Genomic DNA, 14,392 nt, shown 5'->3' on the forward strand with positions numbered 1-14,392 from the left:
TGCATCCCGGGTGAGGGGACAGGGGCCGCACAATCAGTCGTGTGCGGCCCCTGCCGTCCCCTGCCGCGCCGAAAGCCACTGTGCCAGCCACGACGCCGGCAGGAGCAGCAGCCACGCGAACGGCGTGTAGGCCTTGAGGACGAACGCCGCGGGAATTGAGAGCAGGAAGACCAGCGCCACGGCAATCCGCGCATAAAAGATCCGGCGGTGGACGTGGGCGGCCATCTCGCGGTCCATGAGCCCCGCATGCTTCGCATAGCCCCAGATGGCCGCCAGCATCAAATAGACAGCGGCAATGTTGGCGGCGTACAGGACGCTCGGCCACGGGGTGGGGTCGTCCCCGTAGTCGCTGAGGATCGACGTCGGACCGGGCAGCATGGCGATGAAGAACAAGAGGGCAAGATTCAGCCAGGCCAGGTTCGCATTGAAGCGGCGGATGAGGGCAAAGTCGGAGTGGTGGGACATCCACGTCTTGGCGATGATGACAAAGGACAGGGCGTACGCCAGCAGCTGCGGCAGGGCAGCAACCAGGGCGTCGTCCACCTGGTCCGCGGGAATTCCTTCAGGCAGTTTCAGGTCCAGGGCCAGGAGGGTCAGGGCTATGGCGAAGACGGCATCGCTGAAGAACACCATCCGCTCCAGGGACGTGCCGGATTTCAACGGGAGCCACCCCCATTCGTTCGGTGGAGCACCTGGCTCATCGAGGGAAGTAGCCCACAGGCTACACCGCCGCGCGGGCCACGACGAGGGGTCCGGGCATACCCGCCACAGGGACGGGACGGGCATGCCCTGAAGGGAAATGCCAGCCAGCGCGGGTAGAATCGAGGCCTGTACAGCACCAACAACGCTGGACCAACAATGCCGGAAAAGCGTCGGAAATACGGAGATTCAATGTCACGATGGCTCGAGGTCGGTCCGGACAACTACGTACTGACAACTCAAGGTTCCCTGCTCAACACGGGTCTGGTGGTCGGCACCGAACGCGCCATGGTGATCGACACCGGCGGCGGGCCCCGGCAGGGCCGCGAGATCCTGGCTGCCGTGCGGGAAAAGACCGGGCTGCCGCTCGTCGTGGTCAACACGCACGCCCACTTTGACCACTTCTTCGGCAACGCAGTCTTCGCCAGTGAGGGCGTCACGGAGTTCTGGGCTCACGAGAACTGCGCCGCGGAAATCGAGGAGAACGGTGACGAGCAGCGCCGGCTCGTGGCCTCCGCGGAACCCGAAATGGCGGCCGGTCAGGGCTCCGACGCTGAGTTGGTGGTTCCCAACGCCATCGTGAAGGACCAGCCGGTCCTGGTGGATCTTGGCGGGCAGACCGCCACCTTGTTCTATCTGGGCCGCGGACACACCGACGGCGACCTCCTGGTCGGCACGGCAAGCACCCTCTTCGCCGGCGACCTCGTCGAACAGGGTTCCCACCCGTCCTTCGAGGACTCATTCCCGGAAGACTGGGCCGACGCCCTCCGGCACCTCTCCGCGCTGCGGCACCGCTACGAATTCCTGATTCCCGGCCACGGCGAACCGTGCTCGGACCAGTTCGTCAAGACCATGGCCAACACCATGACCACCGCGGTCCGGCAGGCGATCCAGGCCACCCGGGAAACCCCGGACGACGCCACCAAGGCCATCCCGATCCTGCCGTACGGCCCCGAACAGTCGCGCTGGTTCATCAAGCGCCTGCAGGACACGCGGGCCCACCGCTAGGGCCGGGAAATGGGCGGTAATGGTAAGTGTGCTCATTACTGCCCCTAGACTTGTTCCTTGAACGATGTCAATCGAGCACTGCAGCGGTCTGCGCTGTGATCCCTGGGGGGAACGAACATGCCAGAACCGGTCGAAAACAAGACCGCCAACGCCCTCGCTGAAGCTGAAACAGCTGCAGAGCAGGCCCAACTCCCGCGTCGGAGAGACCGCCGCCGCGGCGACGACTCCGACGCCTGGACAGGAACCATGCCCATCATTTCGAGCAACCAGGCCGAACAGCGCCCAACAGCCCCCAGCAGTTCCTGGGCGGAGGCCGCCGCTGCCGCTGACGCGCCGGCGCGCCCGCAGCCTGCCAAACCGTCCAAGGATCCCGTGCTGAAGCCGCCTGCCCCCGAGGCCGCACCTGCCGTGCCCGCCCAGCCCACCCGTTCCACCCGTTCGGCCAGCAAAGCCGCGGCCCTGGCCGATGCCCCGCTGCCCGACTTCATCAGCTCACCGGGTCTTTTTGTCCGCGAGCAGAAGCCCCGGCCCGTCGGCGGTTTCCGCGGTGCCCTCTACAACCTGACCGGCGGCGGCCTGAACCTTGGCCCGAGCGCCAGGCAGCGTGAGGAAGACGAACTGGCCCGGCGCATCTCCCGCCAGCTCCAGGGCAGCTACAACACGGCCGTCCTGAGCCTCAAGGGCGGCATCGGGAAGACCTCCACGACGGTCGGCGTCGGACTGACCCTGGCCGAGTTCCGCGGCGATCCTCCGTGCGCCATCGACGCCAACCCCGATTCCGGCGATCTCGTCGAGCGCGCCCTCGGCGAGGGGATCTACCAGCAGCAGAGCCCGCGCACCATCACGGACCTGCTCAGGAACATCGAGTCAGTCGATTCCCTCACCGCCCTGGCCCGCTACATGCACCACGCCGGCAGGCTCCACCTCATTGCCGGCGAGCAGGACCCCGAGGTCTCAGATTCGCTGACGGCCGAGGAATACCTGCGGATCCGCAAGCTCATCTCCGCCTACTACTCCGTGGCGCTGATCGACTGCGGCACGGGCGTGACCCACAATGCCATGAGCGGCATCCTGCAGTCGGCGGACAACCTGATCATCGCGGCCGGCTATGCCGTCAGCGGCGCCAAGCGGGCCCGCAGCACGCTTCACTGGCTGGCCAGCCACGGCTACGAAGACCTGGCCCGCAACGCCGTCGTGGTCATCACGGACAAGGACGAGGTGTCCACCCGGGTGGACAAGGACGCCATCGAGGAACACCTGTCCGGCATCTGCCGCCAGTTGATCGCGGTTCCGCACGACCGCGGAGTGGCCGACGGCGACCTCGTCACCCTTGATGTGCTTCGCCCCGAAACGCGGCGCGCGTACCGGGAGATCGCCGCGGCAATCGTCGACGGATACGTCTAAGCGCGACCCGTGCCGACCTCCGCGGTACATTTGAGCATGGCCAACAACTCGCTCGGGGTCGACGCCGCCCGCCACCTCCAGGACTTGCTTTTGGGGACCGACAACGTCGAGGACTTCCTGGGCCGCCTCGCAGAGTTCTCGGCCGCCACGCTGAGCCGTACGACCGGCGCCGAGATTGATTGCGGCGTGACCCTGCAGCGCCGCAAGCGGACCATGACGGTCGCGGGCAGCAGCCCGCGGGCGGTCACCCTGGACCGCATCGAACAGACCCTCGGCGACGGCCCCTGCATCGAGGCGCTGCGGACCAGGTCCGTGGTCCTGCTGGCGGATGTCGACGCCGATCCCCGCTGGCCCGACTACCAGCGCCAACTTGCCGCCAACGGGTGCCGCAGCACGCTGGGCGTTCCGCTGGAAATCGGCGACGACGCCGCCGCGGCCCTGAACTTCTTCGGGGCGGACACCGGGCTGTTCACGGACGACATCATTGCGGAGGCGGCCGGATTCGCCGACCTCGCCGGCCGCGCCCTCCGGCTGGCCGTGCGGCTCGGAACCTTCCAATCCCGGGCCGAAGATCTCCAGGCGGCCATGGAACACCGCACTTCCATCGATCTGGCGTGCGGCGTGATCATGGCCCAGAACCGCTGCTCCCAGGACCAGGCCATGGCCATCCTCACCAGGGTCTCCAGCAACCGGAACCAAAAGCTCCGGGAGGTCGCCGAGGACGTGCTCCGGCACCTCACCAGCGAGGAAGTCCGCACCCACTTCGACGCGTAGGGCAGGGACGGCCGCGGCGGGTGCCTAGGATGAAGGGGATGACCACCACACGCCTCGCGCCCTTCAGCCTCCGCAGCATCGCCGTTCCCGCGTTCGGGCCGGCCCTCATGTTCAGCCTGGGGGAGGGCGCGATCCTGCCCGTGGTCGCCCTGTCCGCCCGTGATCTTGGCGCCTCCGTGGCCGGGGCCGCGCTGATTGTGACGCTGATCGGCCTCGGATCGTGGTTCTTCAACCTGCCGGCGTCGCTGATCACCCTGAAATTCGGGGAACGCTGGGCGATTGTGGGGGCCGCGGCCGCCAGCGCGTTCGCCCTCGCCGCGGCGGCGGTCGCTCCGCTGTTTTCCGGCGGCCTCTGGGTGCTGGCAGCGGCGATGGTGGTGGTCGGCATGGCCGCCAGCGTATTCAGCCTGGCCCGGCAAAAATACCTGACCGAGGCCGTGCCGGTCATGCTCCGGGCCCGGGCCCTGTCCACCCTCGGCGGCGTCAACCGGATCGGGATCTTCATCGGCCCGTTCGTTGGCGCCGCCGTGATGCAGTTTGCCGGCATCAGCGGGGCCTACTGGGCCGGCGTCGTGGCGATGGCCGCCGCGGCGGCCGTGTCAGTCACCATCCCCGACCTCGAGGCGAAGCCGCAACCGGCCGACGGCCTTCCCGTGCAACAGCCCACCTTGCGCAGCGTCGCGGTGTCCCACGCCGGCGTCTTCCTGAGCGTGGGGGCCGGGGTGCTGCTGCTGAGCGGGCTGCGCGCCTCGCGCCAGGTGGTCATCCCGCTGTGGGCCGATCACCTGGGCCTGGACCCCACCCAGGCCTCGCTGATCTACGGGATCTCCGGGGCGATCGACATGCTGGTGTTCTATCCGGCGGGAAAGCTGATGGACCGCAAGGGCCGGCAATGGGTGGCCGTGCCGTCCACACTGATCATGGGGACGGCCATGGTGCTGATTCCGCTCAGCACGGGCTTCGTCTCGCTCATGCTGGCGGCGCTCCTGATCGGCTTCGGCAACGGGATCAGCTCGGGCCTGAACATGACGCTCGGGGCCGACTTTTCGCCGGACAACGGCCGCGGCCAGTTCCTCGGCATCTGGCGCTTCATGGCCGACGCCGGCGCGACGGGCGGGCCCGTGCTGCTCTCCGCCGTCACCGCCGCCGTGTCCCTGGGGGCCGGCGTGGCCGCGACCGGTGTGATCGGCTTCGCCGCCGCGGCCGTGTTCGCCGTGACCATTCCGCGGCTCAAGCACCGCCGGAACTACTGACCTGCTTGGGCGCCGGCGCCCAAGCAGGCAGTGATTATCAGGTAGCGACTACTCGGGCGACGCCTGCGTGGGCTCAGTAAGGTCGGGGAAGCGCGCCGGTGCATCGAGACCGGCCCTTCGTGGGCGGCACGAGTGCCGCAGTCAGGGTCCGCCCGTGATTATTTGCAGCGCATGGTCTCCGCCCGGATGGGTGATGCGTTTCGACGCAAAAAAATGAGGAGATGCTCATGTTAGGAAAACAGTCCCGCTGGTTCGCGCCCCTGGCCGCAACAGCGGCTCTGCTATTTGCTGCTTCGCCCGCGGGTGCAACTGTCACACGTCCGCCCAACCCGCCGGATTTTGTTGTTCCGGCCGACCTAGCGTGCGGCTTTGATCTGGGCGTCTCCGGCACCGGCGGAAAGATTACACGGATTGACTTCAAGAACGGCAACTTCTTTCAGGTTGGCAAGGGAGTCATACTGACCTATACCAACTTGAGCAACGGGAAGACGTACAGGGTAAACACGGCCGGAACAGTGGCCAAATTCACCCAAAATCCGGACGGAAAAACTTGGACGTTCAGCGCCGCAGGCCACTTTGGGTTTATCTTCTTTCCGACAGATGCGCCCGGGGCCGGGGCCTTCCAGTACACCGGACAGTTAAAGCTCACCATTGACTCGCCGGCGACCGTGAACGTGCTCTCCGTGGACTCCAGCGGAGGCAAAGCCGTGGACATCTGCGCACGTCTCAAGTAGCTATCGCAGGATCTGCGTGGGCCCGGGCGCGCTGTTGTTCCCGGGCCTACGTGCGCCGCGCTAGCGTTCCTGGTGCAGGGGCCTGTCCCGCCGTCGTGGGTCCGGCTGCCGGGCGGCCAGGCCGAACAGCCACACGCCGGCCACCGTTGCGAGGTAGCCGGCAATGACGATCAGGGACGTGCCGGCCCAAAAGTAGCTGGATGTGCTGACCTCCTGGCCGCCCGGGCCGATGCTCAGTAAGGCGACGGCCGCCACCCCGGCCGCGGCGAGACCGGTGAGGACGGGAAGCGCCACCCATACCCTGGCCGAGGCCCAGTGTTCGTTGTAGCCGTTCCAGACGTTCCAGCCCGGGCCCCGGCGGATGATCAGCCAGCCGGCCGGGATCATGAAAGCCCCGACCACCAGGAAGGCCGCCATCACATCGGCGGGCCGGTGCCACTGGTTGATCAGCGTGGACACGCCCGTGGCGACGGCGAAGCTGCCGCCCAGATAGCCGGCCAGCGGCCGCCAGCGCGGCGAAACCATGAGGAACACGGCGGCGGCGGCCGAGGCCGCCATGGTGGTGTGGCCCGAGGGCAGCGAATTCAGCTCCAGCGTCTCAACCCCGCGGTACGGCCGGACCGGAAGCCAGTCCTTCAGGATCTGGGTGGCAAGGTTGGCGCCCACACACGCCGCAATCGCAATCACCGCCGCAGACCAGCGGCGCCGCAAGATGGTGACGAACACGACCACAACCGACGCGATCACCACGGAGAGCGCCGGCAGCCAGTCCAACAGCTTGGTGGCGGCCTTGCCCGCGGTCCCGCTGAGCGCCACGGCTTCCACGAGGGCCGATTCGTCAATGAACTGGCCCGTGGTGGTACGGACAAAGAAGACATAGGTGACGGCCAGCGCGGCCACGCAGGCAACCGTGGCCAGCACGAACAAGGCTGCCGTGGCCTTGCCGGGGGACCACCGCGCCTGCGGATCCGGTGTTGTGCGGTCCCGCGTGCTGCGCTCTGGCGTCTCGGGCGCACTCGCCGGGAGGACTTGTGTTTCCTGGGCCGGGATCTCCCGGGCCTGGGTTCTCTGGGCCTCTGTTTCATAGACCGGGGCAGACGGGTCCCAAGGGGTGCGTTCCTGCCGAAAAGTCATGCCATTAAGAGTCCCATAGAACCCTGCGCGCCAGCTGAAGGGCCGGCGCGCGGCGCGGAGGGTAGTGCCCGTCAATAAACGAGTACTTACTACTGGTGCGCCGCCGGGCCGGGATTTGTAGAGTCGGGTGTGTGCTGGCGCGGCTTGTCCCCGGCACGGCGCTCCTTGAGCGGGGCCGGCGGAGACGAGTTTCCTGGACCAGGGACTCACCCCCAGTCGACGCCGGCCCAATCAAGGTCCATATCCGGCTCCCGGTGCCGCGTTCCCGCGCCCTGCGTCCCCGACCGGTGTCCGGGAAAGCTCCGCTGTACATTTCTCCCAGTGCATTCCCCGCAGTGCATTCCCAGTACAGTGGCTCCATGCCTGCCCTCCCCATGGACCCCCCGGCACGTCCCGCCGCGCCCCTGCCCGGCCTTGATGAACTCCTGGCCGGTGCCCACGTTGTGAGCCTGCCGATGCGCGTGAAGTTCCGGGGCATCCTGCAGCGCGAGGCCCTGCTGCTCCGGGGGCCGCTGGGCTGGGGCGAATTCTGTCCCTTTCCCGAATACGGCGACCCCGAGGCCTCCCGCTGGCTTACGGCCGCCATCGAGGCCGGCTGGGAAGGGTTCCCGGAGCCCCTGCGGGACAGCATCCCGGTCAACGCCACGGTTCCTGCCGTGCCGGCGCACCGGGTGCCCGATATCCTGGCCCGCTTCGGCCGGGTGGACGCGGTCAAAGTCAAGGTCGCGGAGCGCGGCCAGAGCCTGGACGACGACGCCGCCCGGGTGGCGGCCGTCCGGGCGGCGCTGCCGGACGCCGTGATCCGGGTGGACGCGAACGGCGGCTGGGACGTGCCGGAGGCCGTTGCGGCACTGACCCGGCTCGCCGCCGTCGGGCTCGAATATGCCGAACAGCCCGTGCCGGAGATCGAGGGCCTCGCCGAGGTCAGGCGGCAGCTCCGGGCCGCCGGCGTCCCCGTGCTGATCGCCGCGGATGAGAGCGTGCGCAAGGAGGACGACCCCCTCAAAGTGGCGCGGGCCGGCGCCGCGGACCTGATCGTGGTCAAGGTGGCCCCGCTCGGGGGAGTGCGGCGCGCCCTGCGGATCGTGGCGCAGGCCGGGCTGCCCGCCGTCGTGAGTTCGGCGCTGGACACCTCGGTGGGGATCCGGGCCGGACTGGCCCTGGCCGCCGCCCTGCCCGAGCTGCCGTATGCCTGCGGCCTGGGCACGGTGTCCCTGCTCGCCGCCGATGTCACTCACGATCCGCTGGTACCCGACGACGGCGCGATCGCCCTGCGTGACGTCCGCCCGGCACCCGAGCTGCTGGCCGAACACGCCGCCTCGCCGGAACGCCGGGACTGGTGGCTGGACCGGCTGCGGCGGGTGCATGCCGTACTGGCCGCATCGACTGCTCCGTAACGGCCCTTCAGGACCTCGAAAACGGCGATTACGGAGCAACCGATGGGTTCGGCGGCACGGCGAAGCATTCACCGGGACTTCATCTGACAGACGCCTCTCGGTAGCCAGCGGCTGGAAGGGTGGGCGCGACCGCAACTCACCCCATGGAAGGTCTCTCCATGTCTGTCACCTCCGGACGCAAATTTTCCCTGCGCCCCATGCTCGGCCACACCAAAGGCAAGCGAAGCCCCGTCACCTGCGCGCTGAAGTGCGACAACGCCTGCTCGGGCGAGGTCTGCAACACCAGCAACAACAGCTACTTCCGGGACATCGCCTCCGCCACCATGTCCCGCCGCGCCGCGCTGGGCTTCGGCGCCGCCGGCGCGCTCGCCGTCGTCCTCGGCAACGCCGTGACGTCCGCCGATACGGCAGTGGCCGACGGCGGCCCGGGCCTCGCCGCCGCGGCCAAGGACGGGTTTGGAAAATCCAAGCTGCAGTTCACCGCCATCGCTCCGGTGGACGCCAGCGTGGACAAGCTGACCGTCCCGGCCGGGTTCACCTGGCAGCCGGTCATCCGCTGGGGCGACCCGCTCTTCAACGACTCGCCGGCCTTCGACCTGGACCACCAGAGCGCGGCGGCGCAGGCCCGCCAGTTCGGCTACAACAACGACTACACCGACATCCTGCCGATCGATAGCTCCAAGGACCGCCGGGCCGTGCTCTTCACCAACCATGAATACACCAACGAGTCCATCATGCTGCCGGCCGGATTCGACGCCGCCGAGGCCCGCGCGATCGGCCGTGCGGCCCACGGCCTCACGGTGGTCGAGTTGGAGCGTGCGAACAAGAACAAGCCCTGGAGCTACGTCCGGGGCGCCGGGCTGAACCGCCGTTTCCTGACCGACACCACCTACGAGCTCGACGGCCCCGCCGCCGGGTCCCCGCTGCTGAAGACCGCCGCCGACCCCTCCGGCCGGGCCATCCAGGGCACCCTGGGAAACTGCTCCGGCGGCACCACCCCGTGGGGCACGATCCTCTCCGGCGAGGAAAACTTCAACGGCTACTTCGCCGCGCCCGGAACCTCCGACGCCGACAAGCGTTACGGCCTGACCAGCAAGCCCACCGCCCGCCAGTGGGAACTCGATGACCCGCGCTTCGACACCCGCAACCCCGGATATCAGAACGAGGCCAACCGCTTCGGCTGGATCGTGGAAGTGGATCCCTTCGATCCCTCCTCCACGCCCCGCAAGCACTCCGCGATGGGCCGCTTCAAGCACGAGGGCGCCAACGTGATCGTCGCCAAGTCCGGTCACGTGGTGGCCTACATGGGCGACGACGAGCGCTTCGACTACCTGTACAAGTTCGTTTCGGCCGGCACGTACCGGCCCGGAAAGACGGCGGAGGACCGCAGGAACAACCTCACGCTGCTCTCGGAAGGCGACCTGTACGTCGCGAAGTTCACGGGCAATTCCCCTGCCGACGGGTTCGACGGCGCGGGCAAGCTTCCGGCCGACGGCGCCTTCGACGGCGCCGGTGTTTGGCTGCCCCTCGTGGTGGGCGGACAGTCCAAGGTGGCCGGGATGTCCGTGGAAGAGGTACTGGTGTACACCCGCCTCGCCGCCGACAAGGTGGGCCCCACCAAGATGGACCGCTGCGAGGACGTCCAGCCCAGCCCGCACACCGGCAAGGTCTACGTGGTCTGCACCAACAACGCGGACCGCGGCAAGCCCGGCAAGGAAGGTGCCACCGAGGTCAACCCCCGTACCCTCAACCGCGACGGCCACATCGTCGAAATCACCGAGACCGGGGACCAGAGCTCTACAACGTTTGGCTGGAACCTGCTGATGGTCTGCGGCGATCCGGCCAAGAACTCCGCCACCTACTTCGCCGGGTTCCCTGCCAGCCAGGTCTCACCGATCTCCTGCCCGGACAACGTGGCCTTCGATTCCGTGGGCAACCTCTGGATCTCCACCGACGGCGCGCCCTCCAGCATCGGCTACGCCGACGGGCTCTTCAAAGTGACCCTGGACGGTGCCGAACGCGGCAAGGTGGAGCAGTTCCTCGCCGTCCCGCGCGACGCCGAGACCTGCGGCCCGGTCATCCACGACGAGGAGCGCACCGTCTTCGTTGCCGTTCAGCACCCGGGCGAGGAAGGCACCTTCGCCGAACAACACTCGTACTTCCCGGACTACGTCGCGGCCGGCGCCACACCGAAGCCCGGCCAGGTGCGCGCCCCGCGTCCATCCGTGGTCCAGGTGTTCCGCACCGGCGGCTAGCTTCCTGTCGCCACGCTCCCTCACGTTTGGCAGGTTTCCTTCCCACGCTCCCTCACTTCCCTTACTTTTGCGGCGGGACGTGAGGGAGCGTCGGGTTTTTGGCGGCGGGACGTGAGGGAGCGTCGGGTTTTTGCCGAACTGATAATTTGGGACTGTGAATAATCCGGCCGAATTGGTTGTCCCCAGAGTCCAGGCTGCAATTGCCACCGCGTTTGGCGAAGAGTTCCGGCAGACGGATCCGGTGGTCAGGCCCTCCCAGTTCGCCGACATCCAGATCAACGCCGCCATGGCCCTGGCCAAAAAGGCCGGCCTGCCGCCGCGGGACGCCGCCGCCAGGATCGTGGACGCCCTGAACCTGGACGGCATCTGCACCAGTGTGGAAATCTCGGGGCCCGGCTTCATCAACCTGAGCTTTGACGGCACCTGGATCGAGGAGCTGCTCAATGCGGAGTCGGTCCAGGCCGCGTCCCCGGCCACGGCCGTCACGCCCGCCGCGACACCGCAGCGCGTCGTCGTCGACTATTCCTCCCCGAACGTCGCCAAGGAAATGCACGTCGGCCACCTGCGCACCACCGTGGTGGGGGACAGCCTCGTCAAGGTGCTCGAAGCCCTCGGCGACACCGTGATCCGGCAGAACCATATCGGTGACTGGGGCACCCCGTTCGGGATGCTGATCGAACACTGGCTGGAGATCGGCGAGGACTCCCCGGAGGCGGCGCTGCTGGTGGAGGACCCCAGCGCGTTCTACCAGGCCGCCCGGGCCAAGTTCGATGCCTCCGCCACCGACGAGGACGGCTTCGCCACCCGGGCCCGGCTCCGCGTCGTTGCCCTGCAGGGCGGCGACCAGGAGACCTTCGCCGTCTGGCAGCGGCTGGTCGCCCAGTCCAAGCGCTACTTCAACGCCATCTACTCCACCCTCGGCATCAGCCTTACCGATGACCACATCGCCGGCGAAAGCTCCTACGACGCGCATCTGGCACAGCTGTGCCAGGAACTCGAGGAACGCGGCCTGGCCCGGATCAGCGACGGCGCCCTGTGCACCTTCCCCGCAGGATTTACCGGCCGCGACGGGCAGCCGCTGCCGCTGATTATCCGCAAGTCCGACGGCGGCTACGGCTACGGCACCACGGACCTCGCCACCATCCGCTACCGGGTCCGCGACCTGGCGGCCAACCGGATCCTCTACGTCGTGGGCGCCCCGCAGAACGTCCACCTGCGCATGGTCATGGCCAGTGCCCGGGACGCCGGCTGGCTTCCGGAGACGGTCGAGGCCGTGCACGTGCAGATCGGCAACGTGCTTGGCGAGGACGGAAAGATCCTCAAATCCCGTTCCGGCGCCCCGGTGAAGCTCATGGCCCTGCTCGAAGAGGCCGTGGACCGTGCCCGCGCCGTCATCGACGCGAGCCGGCCCGAGCTCAGCGAGGCGGAGCGCGCCGTGACCGCCCGCCAGGTGGGCATCGGCGCCGTCAAGTACGCCGACCTCTCCACCGGCCACGACACCGAGTATGTCTTCGACTTCGACCGCATGCTCGCCCTCAGCGGCAACACCGGACCCTACGTGCAGTACGCTGCGGCGCGGATCCGCTCCATCCTGCGCAAAGCCGGGGTACTGGAAGAAATCACCGGCGACGGCGGCTCGCCGTCAGCCGGCGCCGCGGGAACTCCGGCGGCCGGCACTCCGGCAGCCGAAGCATCCGGCGGCCCCGCCACGGCGATCGCCGTCGTCGAACCCGCAGAACGCGCGCTGGCCCTGCACCTGCTGGAGTTCGACGCAACGCTGAACAAGGTGCGGGACGCGCTGGAGCCGCACCGGCTCTGCGGCTACCTCTTTGAGCTCGCACAGCTCTTCACCACGTTCTACGACCAGTGCCCTGTGCTCAAGGCCGAGGAATCCGTCCGGGACTCGCGGCTGGCCCTGTGCGCGCTGGCTCTGCGCCGCCTCTCCGGCGGCTTGGAACTGCTGGGCATCGAAACGCCGGAGAACATGTGAGTCCGGCGGATTCCGCTGCCGGCTCATCCGCTCCTGGCGGCCTGACCGCGGTGGAGGCTGCGCGCATCGCCGTCGACACGTTGCTCGCCGCCGGTGTGCGCCAGGTGGTGGTGTCCCCGGGATCGCGCTCGGCGCCCATGGCCTACGCCCTGGCCGAGGCCGAAGCCGCCGGACGGGTGGAGCTGCTGGTCCGGATCGACGAAAGGTCCGCCGGCTTCACCGCCCTGGGCCTGGCCCTGTCCGCCGGCGCGCCCGCCGCCGTCCTGACCACGTCCGGGACCGCCGTCGGCAACCTCCTCCCGGCCGTCATGGAGGCCAACCACGCCGCGGTGCCGCTCGTGGTCATCTCCGCCGACCGGCCTGAGGAGCTGCGGGGGACCGGCGCCAACCAGACCACCGTGCAGCTGGACCTCTTTGGCGACCACGTCCGCTTCGCCGTCGACGTGCCCGCGGGCAGCGATCCGCAGCGCGCCGTCGAAACGGCCCTCAGTGCCGCCACCGGAGCTTTCGAGGACGCCCCGCCCGGGCCGGTGCAGCTGAACCTCGCCTTCCGCGACCCGCTGGTCCCGGCCGTGGGCGACGGACTGCCCGCGGCCGCCGGTCACGGCATCTACCGGGCCGCCCGGAACCCCCTGGCCCTGGACTTTCCGGCCGCGTCGACGGCGCTGCCGGAGCGGCGCACCGTGGTGCTGGCCGGGCACGACGCCGGCCCGGTCGCCGAGGCTTTCGCCCGCGCGCACGGCCTGCCGCTGCTGGCCGAGCCGTCTTCCAACGCCCGCTTCGGCCCCAACGCGGTGGGCCCCTACCGGCTGCTGATCGAGCACTTCGGCGCGGACGCGGCACAGCCGATCGAACGCGTGGTCCTCTTCGGCCGGCCGACGCTTTCCCGGCCGGTGAGCGCGCTGCTGGAGCGGGCGGATGTCCCGTCGGCCCTGTACCAGCCGGTTCCGGTGGCCTGGTACGAACCCGGCCGCCGCACCGAACTGCCGCTGGAAACCCTGGCGGACCTGGCGGACTTCGCCGGCCGCGGATCTGCCGCCTGGCTCGATGCCTGGCTGCTGGCAGGAGCCGCCGCGCAGCATGCCGTGGACCTGATCCTGGCCGCATCCCCGGCCGCGACCGGTCCGTCGGTGGGCGCCGAAGTCTGGAAACATGCCCGCGGGCAGCTGGTCCTGGGCTCCTCGAACGGGATCCGCGACGTCGACCTCGCTGGGGCGCCGCCCGCGGAACCCCAGGCCACAATGTTCGCCAACCGGGGCCTGGCCGGGATCGACGGCACCACGTCCACCGCCACCGGGATCGCGCTTGGCGGCGGCCAGGAAACCACCGTGCTCATGGGGGATGTGACGTTCCTGCACGACGCCGGGGGACTCCTGCTCGGCGCCGGGGAGGCCGAACCGCAGCTGCGGATCGTGGTGCTCAATGACGCCGGCGGTGCCATCTTCGGGCTCCTGGAGCACGGCACAGTCGCCGCGGCGGGGCGCTACGGCGACGCCGTCGAACGCCTCTTCGCCACCCCGCAGCGGGTGGACCTCGCCGCGCTGGCCGCGGCATACGGCGTCCCGCACCGCCTGGTCGGCACGACGGCGGAACTCGCCGAGGCGCTGTCCGGCCCGCCGGAGGGCCGCAGCATCATCGAGGTGCGCACGGACCGGCACCGGCTCGGGGAACTGCACCGCGCCGTCCGGGCCGCGGTGGCCACGGCCGTGGAGGGCCTCCCGCAGACGTAGCGCCCGTTTCCGCT

The 14,392-nt window shown here is 69.0% G+C and carries 11 protein-coding genes; 9 read left to right on the plus strand and 2 right to left on the minus strand.

Features of this window, described 5'->3' with window-relative positions:
- Nucleotides 1-33: 33 nt before the first annotated feature.
- Nucleotides 34-660: a TMEM175 family protein gene (locus tag AC1D1A_RS03270; RefSeq protein WP_476931636.1), complete on the minus strand. Its 627-nt coding sequence runs from the start codon at nt 658-660 to the stop codon at nt 34-36.
- Between the two features lie 231 nt (nt 661-891).
- Between AC1D1A_RS03270 and AC1D1A_RS03275 the strand changes: the two genes are divergently transcribed.
- The 5 genes from AC1D1A_RS03275 (at nt 892) to AC1D1A_RS03295 (ending at nt 5,872) form a co-directional block, all read left to right on the plus strand.
- On the plus strand, nt 892-1,707 hold the full coding sequence (locus AC1D1A_RS03275) for an MBL fold metallo-hydrolase (protein ID WP_476855597.1): 816 nt from the start codon (nt 892-894) through the stop codon (nt 1,705-1,707).
- A gap of 117 nt (nt 1,708-1,824) precedes the next feature.
- Complete coding sequence (locus tag AC1D1A_RS03280) at nt 1,825-3,111, plus strand: MinD/ParA family ATP-binding protein (protein WP_476855598.1); 1,287 nt, start codon at nt 1,825-1,827, stop codon at nt 3,109-3,111.
- Between the two features lie 36 nt (nt 3,112-3,147).
- A complete protein-coding gene (locus tag AC1D1A_RS03285; protein ID WP_223913693.1) occupies nt 3,148-3,885 on the plus strand; it encodes a GAF and ANTAR domain-containing protein in 738 nt (245 codons plus the stop codon).
- A gap of 38 nt (nt 3,886-3,923) precedes the next feature.
- Nucleotides 3,924-5,138, plus strand: a complete 1,215-nt coding sequence (locus AC1D1A_RS03290) for an MFS transporter (protein WP_476855600.1) — start codon at nt 3,924-3,926, stop codon at nt 5,136-5,138.
- Between the two features lie 227 nt (nt 5,139-5,365).
- Nucleotides 5,366-5,872 carry a hypothetical protein gene (locus AC1D1A_RS03295; protein ID WP_476855601.1) on the plus strand — a complete coding sequence of 169 codons (507 nt, stop codon included), beginning with the start codon at nt 5,366-5,368 and terminating at the stop codon, nt 5,870-5,872.
- 60 nt (nt 5,873-5,932) lie between these two features.
- Here the strand turns inward: AC1D1A_RS03295 and AC1D1A_RS03300 are convergent, their stop codons facing one another.
- Nucleotides 5,933-7,006, minus strand: coding sequence for a phosphatase PAP2 family protein (locus AC1D1A_RS03300; protein WP_476872930.1), 1,074 nt, complete (start codon nt 7,004-7,006; stop codon nt 5,933-5,935).
- A 359-nt stretch (nt 7,007-7,365) separates the two neighbouring features.
- Between AC1D1A_RS03300 and AC1D1A_RS03305 the strand changes: the two genes are divergently transcribed.
- The 4 genes from AC1D1A_RS03305 (at nt 7,366) to menD (ending at nt 14,378) form a co-directional block, all read left to right on the plus strand.
- Nucleotides 7,366-8,403, plus strand: coding sequence for an o-succinylbenzoate synthase (locus AC1D1A_RS03305; RefSeq protein ID WP_476947133.1), 1,038 nt, complete (start codon nt 7,366-7,368; stop codon nt 8,401-8,403).
- A gap of 158 nt (nt 8,404-8,561) precedes the next feature.
- Complete coding sequence (locus tag AC1D1A_RS03310; RefSeq protein ID WP_476947134.1) at nt 8,562-10,658, plus strand: PhoX family protein; 2,097 nt, start codon at nt 8,562-8,564, stop codon at nt 10,656-10,658.
- A 154-nt stretch (nt 10,659-10,812) separates the two neighbouring features.
- Entirely contained in the window at nt 10,813-12,648 is a 1,836-nt protein-coding gene (gene argS, locus AC1D1A_RS03315; RefSeq protein ID WP_476859329.1) for an arginine--tRNA ligase, read from the plus strand.
- Entirely contained in the window at nt 12,645-14,378 is a 1,734-nt protein-coding gene (gene menD, locus AC1D1A_RS03320; protein WP_476947135.1) for a 2-succinyl-5-enolpyruvyl-6-hydroxy-3-cyclohexene-1-carboxylic-acid synthase, read from the plus strand. Before argS ends, menD begins: the two co-directional genes overlap by 4 nt.
- Nucleotides 14,379-14,392 lie beyond the last annotated feature (14 nt).

The sequence above is a fragment of the Arthrobacter sp. P1_B9 genome (assembly GCF_056406495.1).

Coding starts and splice junctions, on each gene's coding strand:
- AC1D1A_RS03310 (WP_476947134.1), top strand. CDS start 8,562: ATGTCTGTCACCTCCGGACGCAAATTTTCCCTGCGCCCCATGCTCGGC.
- AC1D1A_RS03295 (WP_476855601.1), top strand. CDS start 5,366: ATGTTAGGAAAACAGTCCCGCTGGTTCGCGCCCCTGGCCGCAACAGCG.
- AC1D1A_RS03305 (WP_476947133.1), top strand. CDS start 7,366: ATGCCTGCCCTCCCCATGGACCCCCCGGCACGTCCCGCCGCGCCCCTG.
- AC1D1A_RS03290 (WP_476855600.1), top strand. CDS start 3,924: ATGACCACCACACGCCTCGCGCCCTTCAGCCTCCGCAGCATCGCCGTT.
- AC1D1A_RS03280 (WP_476855598.1), top strand. CDS start 1,825: ATGCCAGAACCGGTCGAAAACAAGACCGCCAACGCCCTCGCTGAAGCT.
- AC1D1A_RS03300 (WP_476872930.1), bottom strand. CDS start 7,006: ATGACTTTTCGGCAGGAACGCACCCCTTGGGACCCGTCTGCCCCGGTC.
- AC1D1A_RS03285 (WP_223913693.1), top strand. CDS start 3,148: ATGGCCAACAACTCGCTCGGGGTCGACGCCGCCCGCCACCTCCAGGAC.
- AC1D1A_RS03275 (WP_476855597.1), top strand. CDS start 892: ATGTCACGATGGCTCGAGGTCGGTCCGGACAACTACGTACTGACAACT.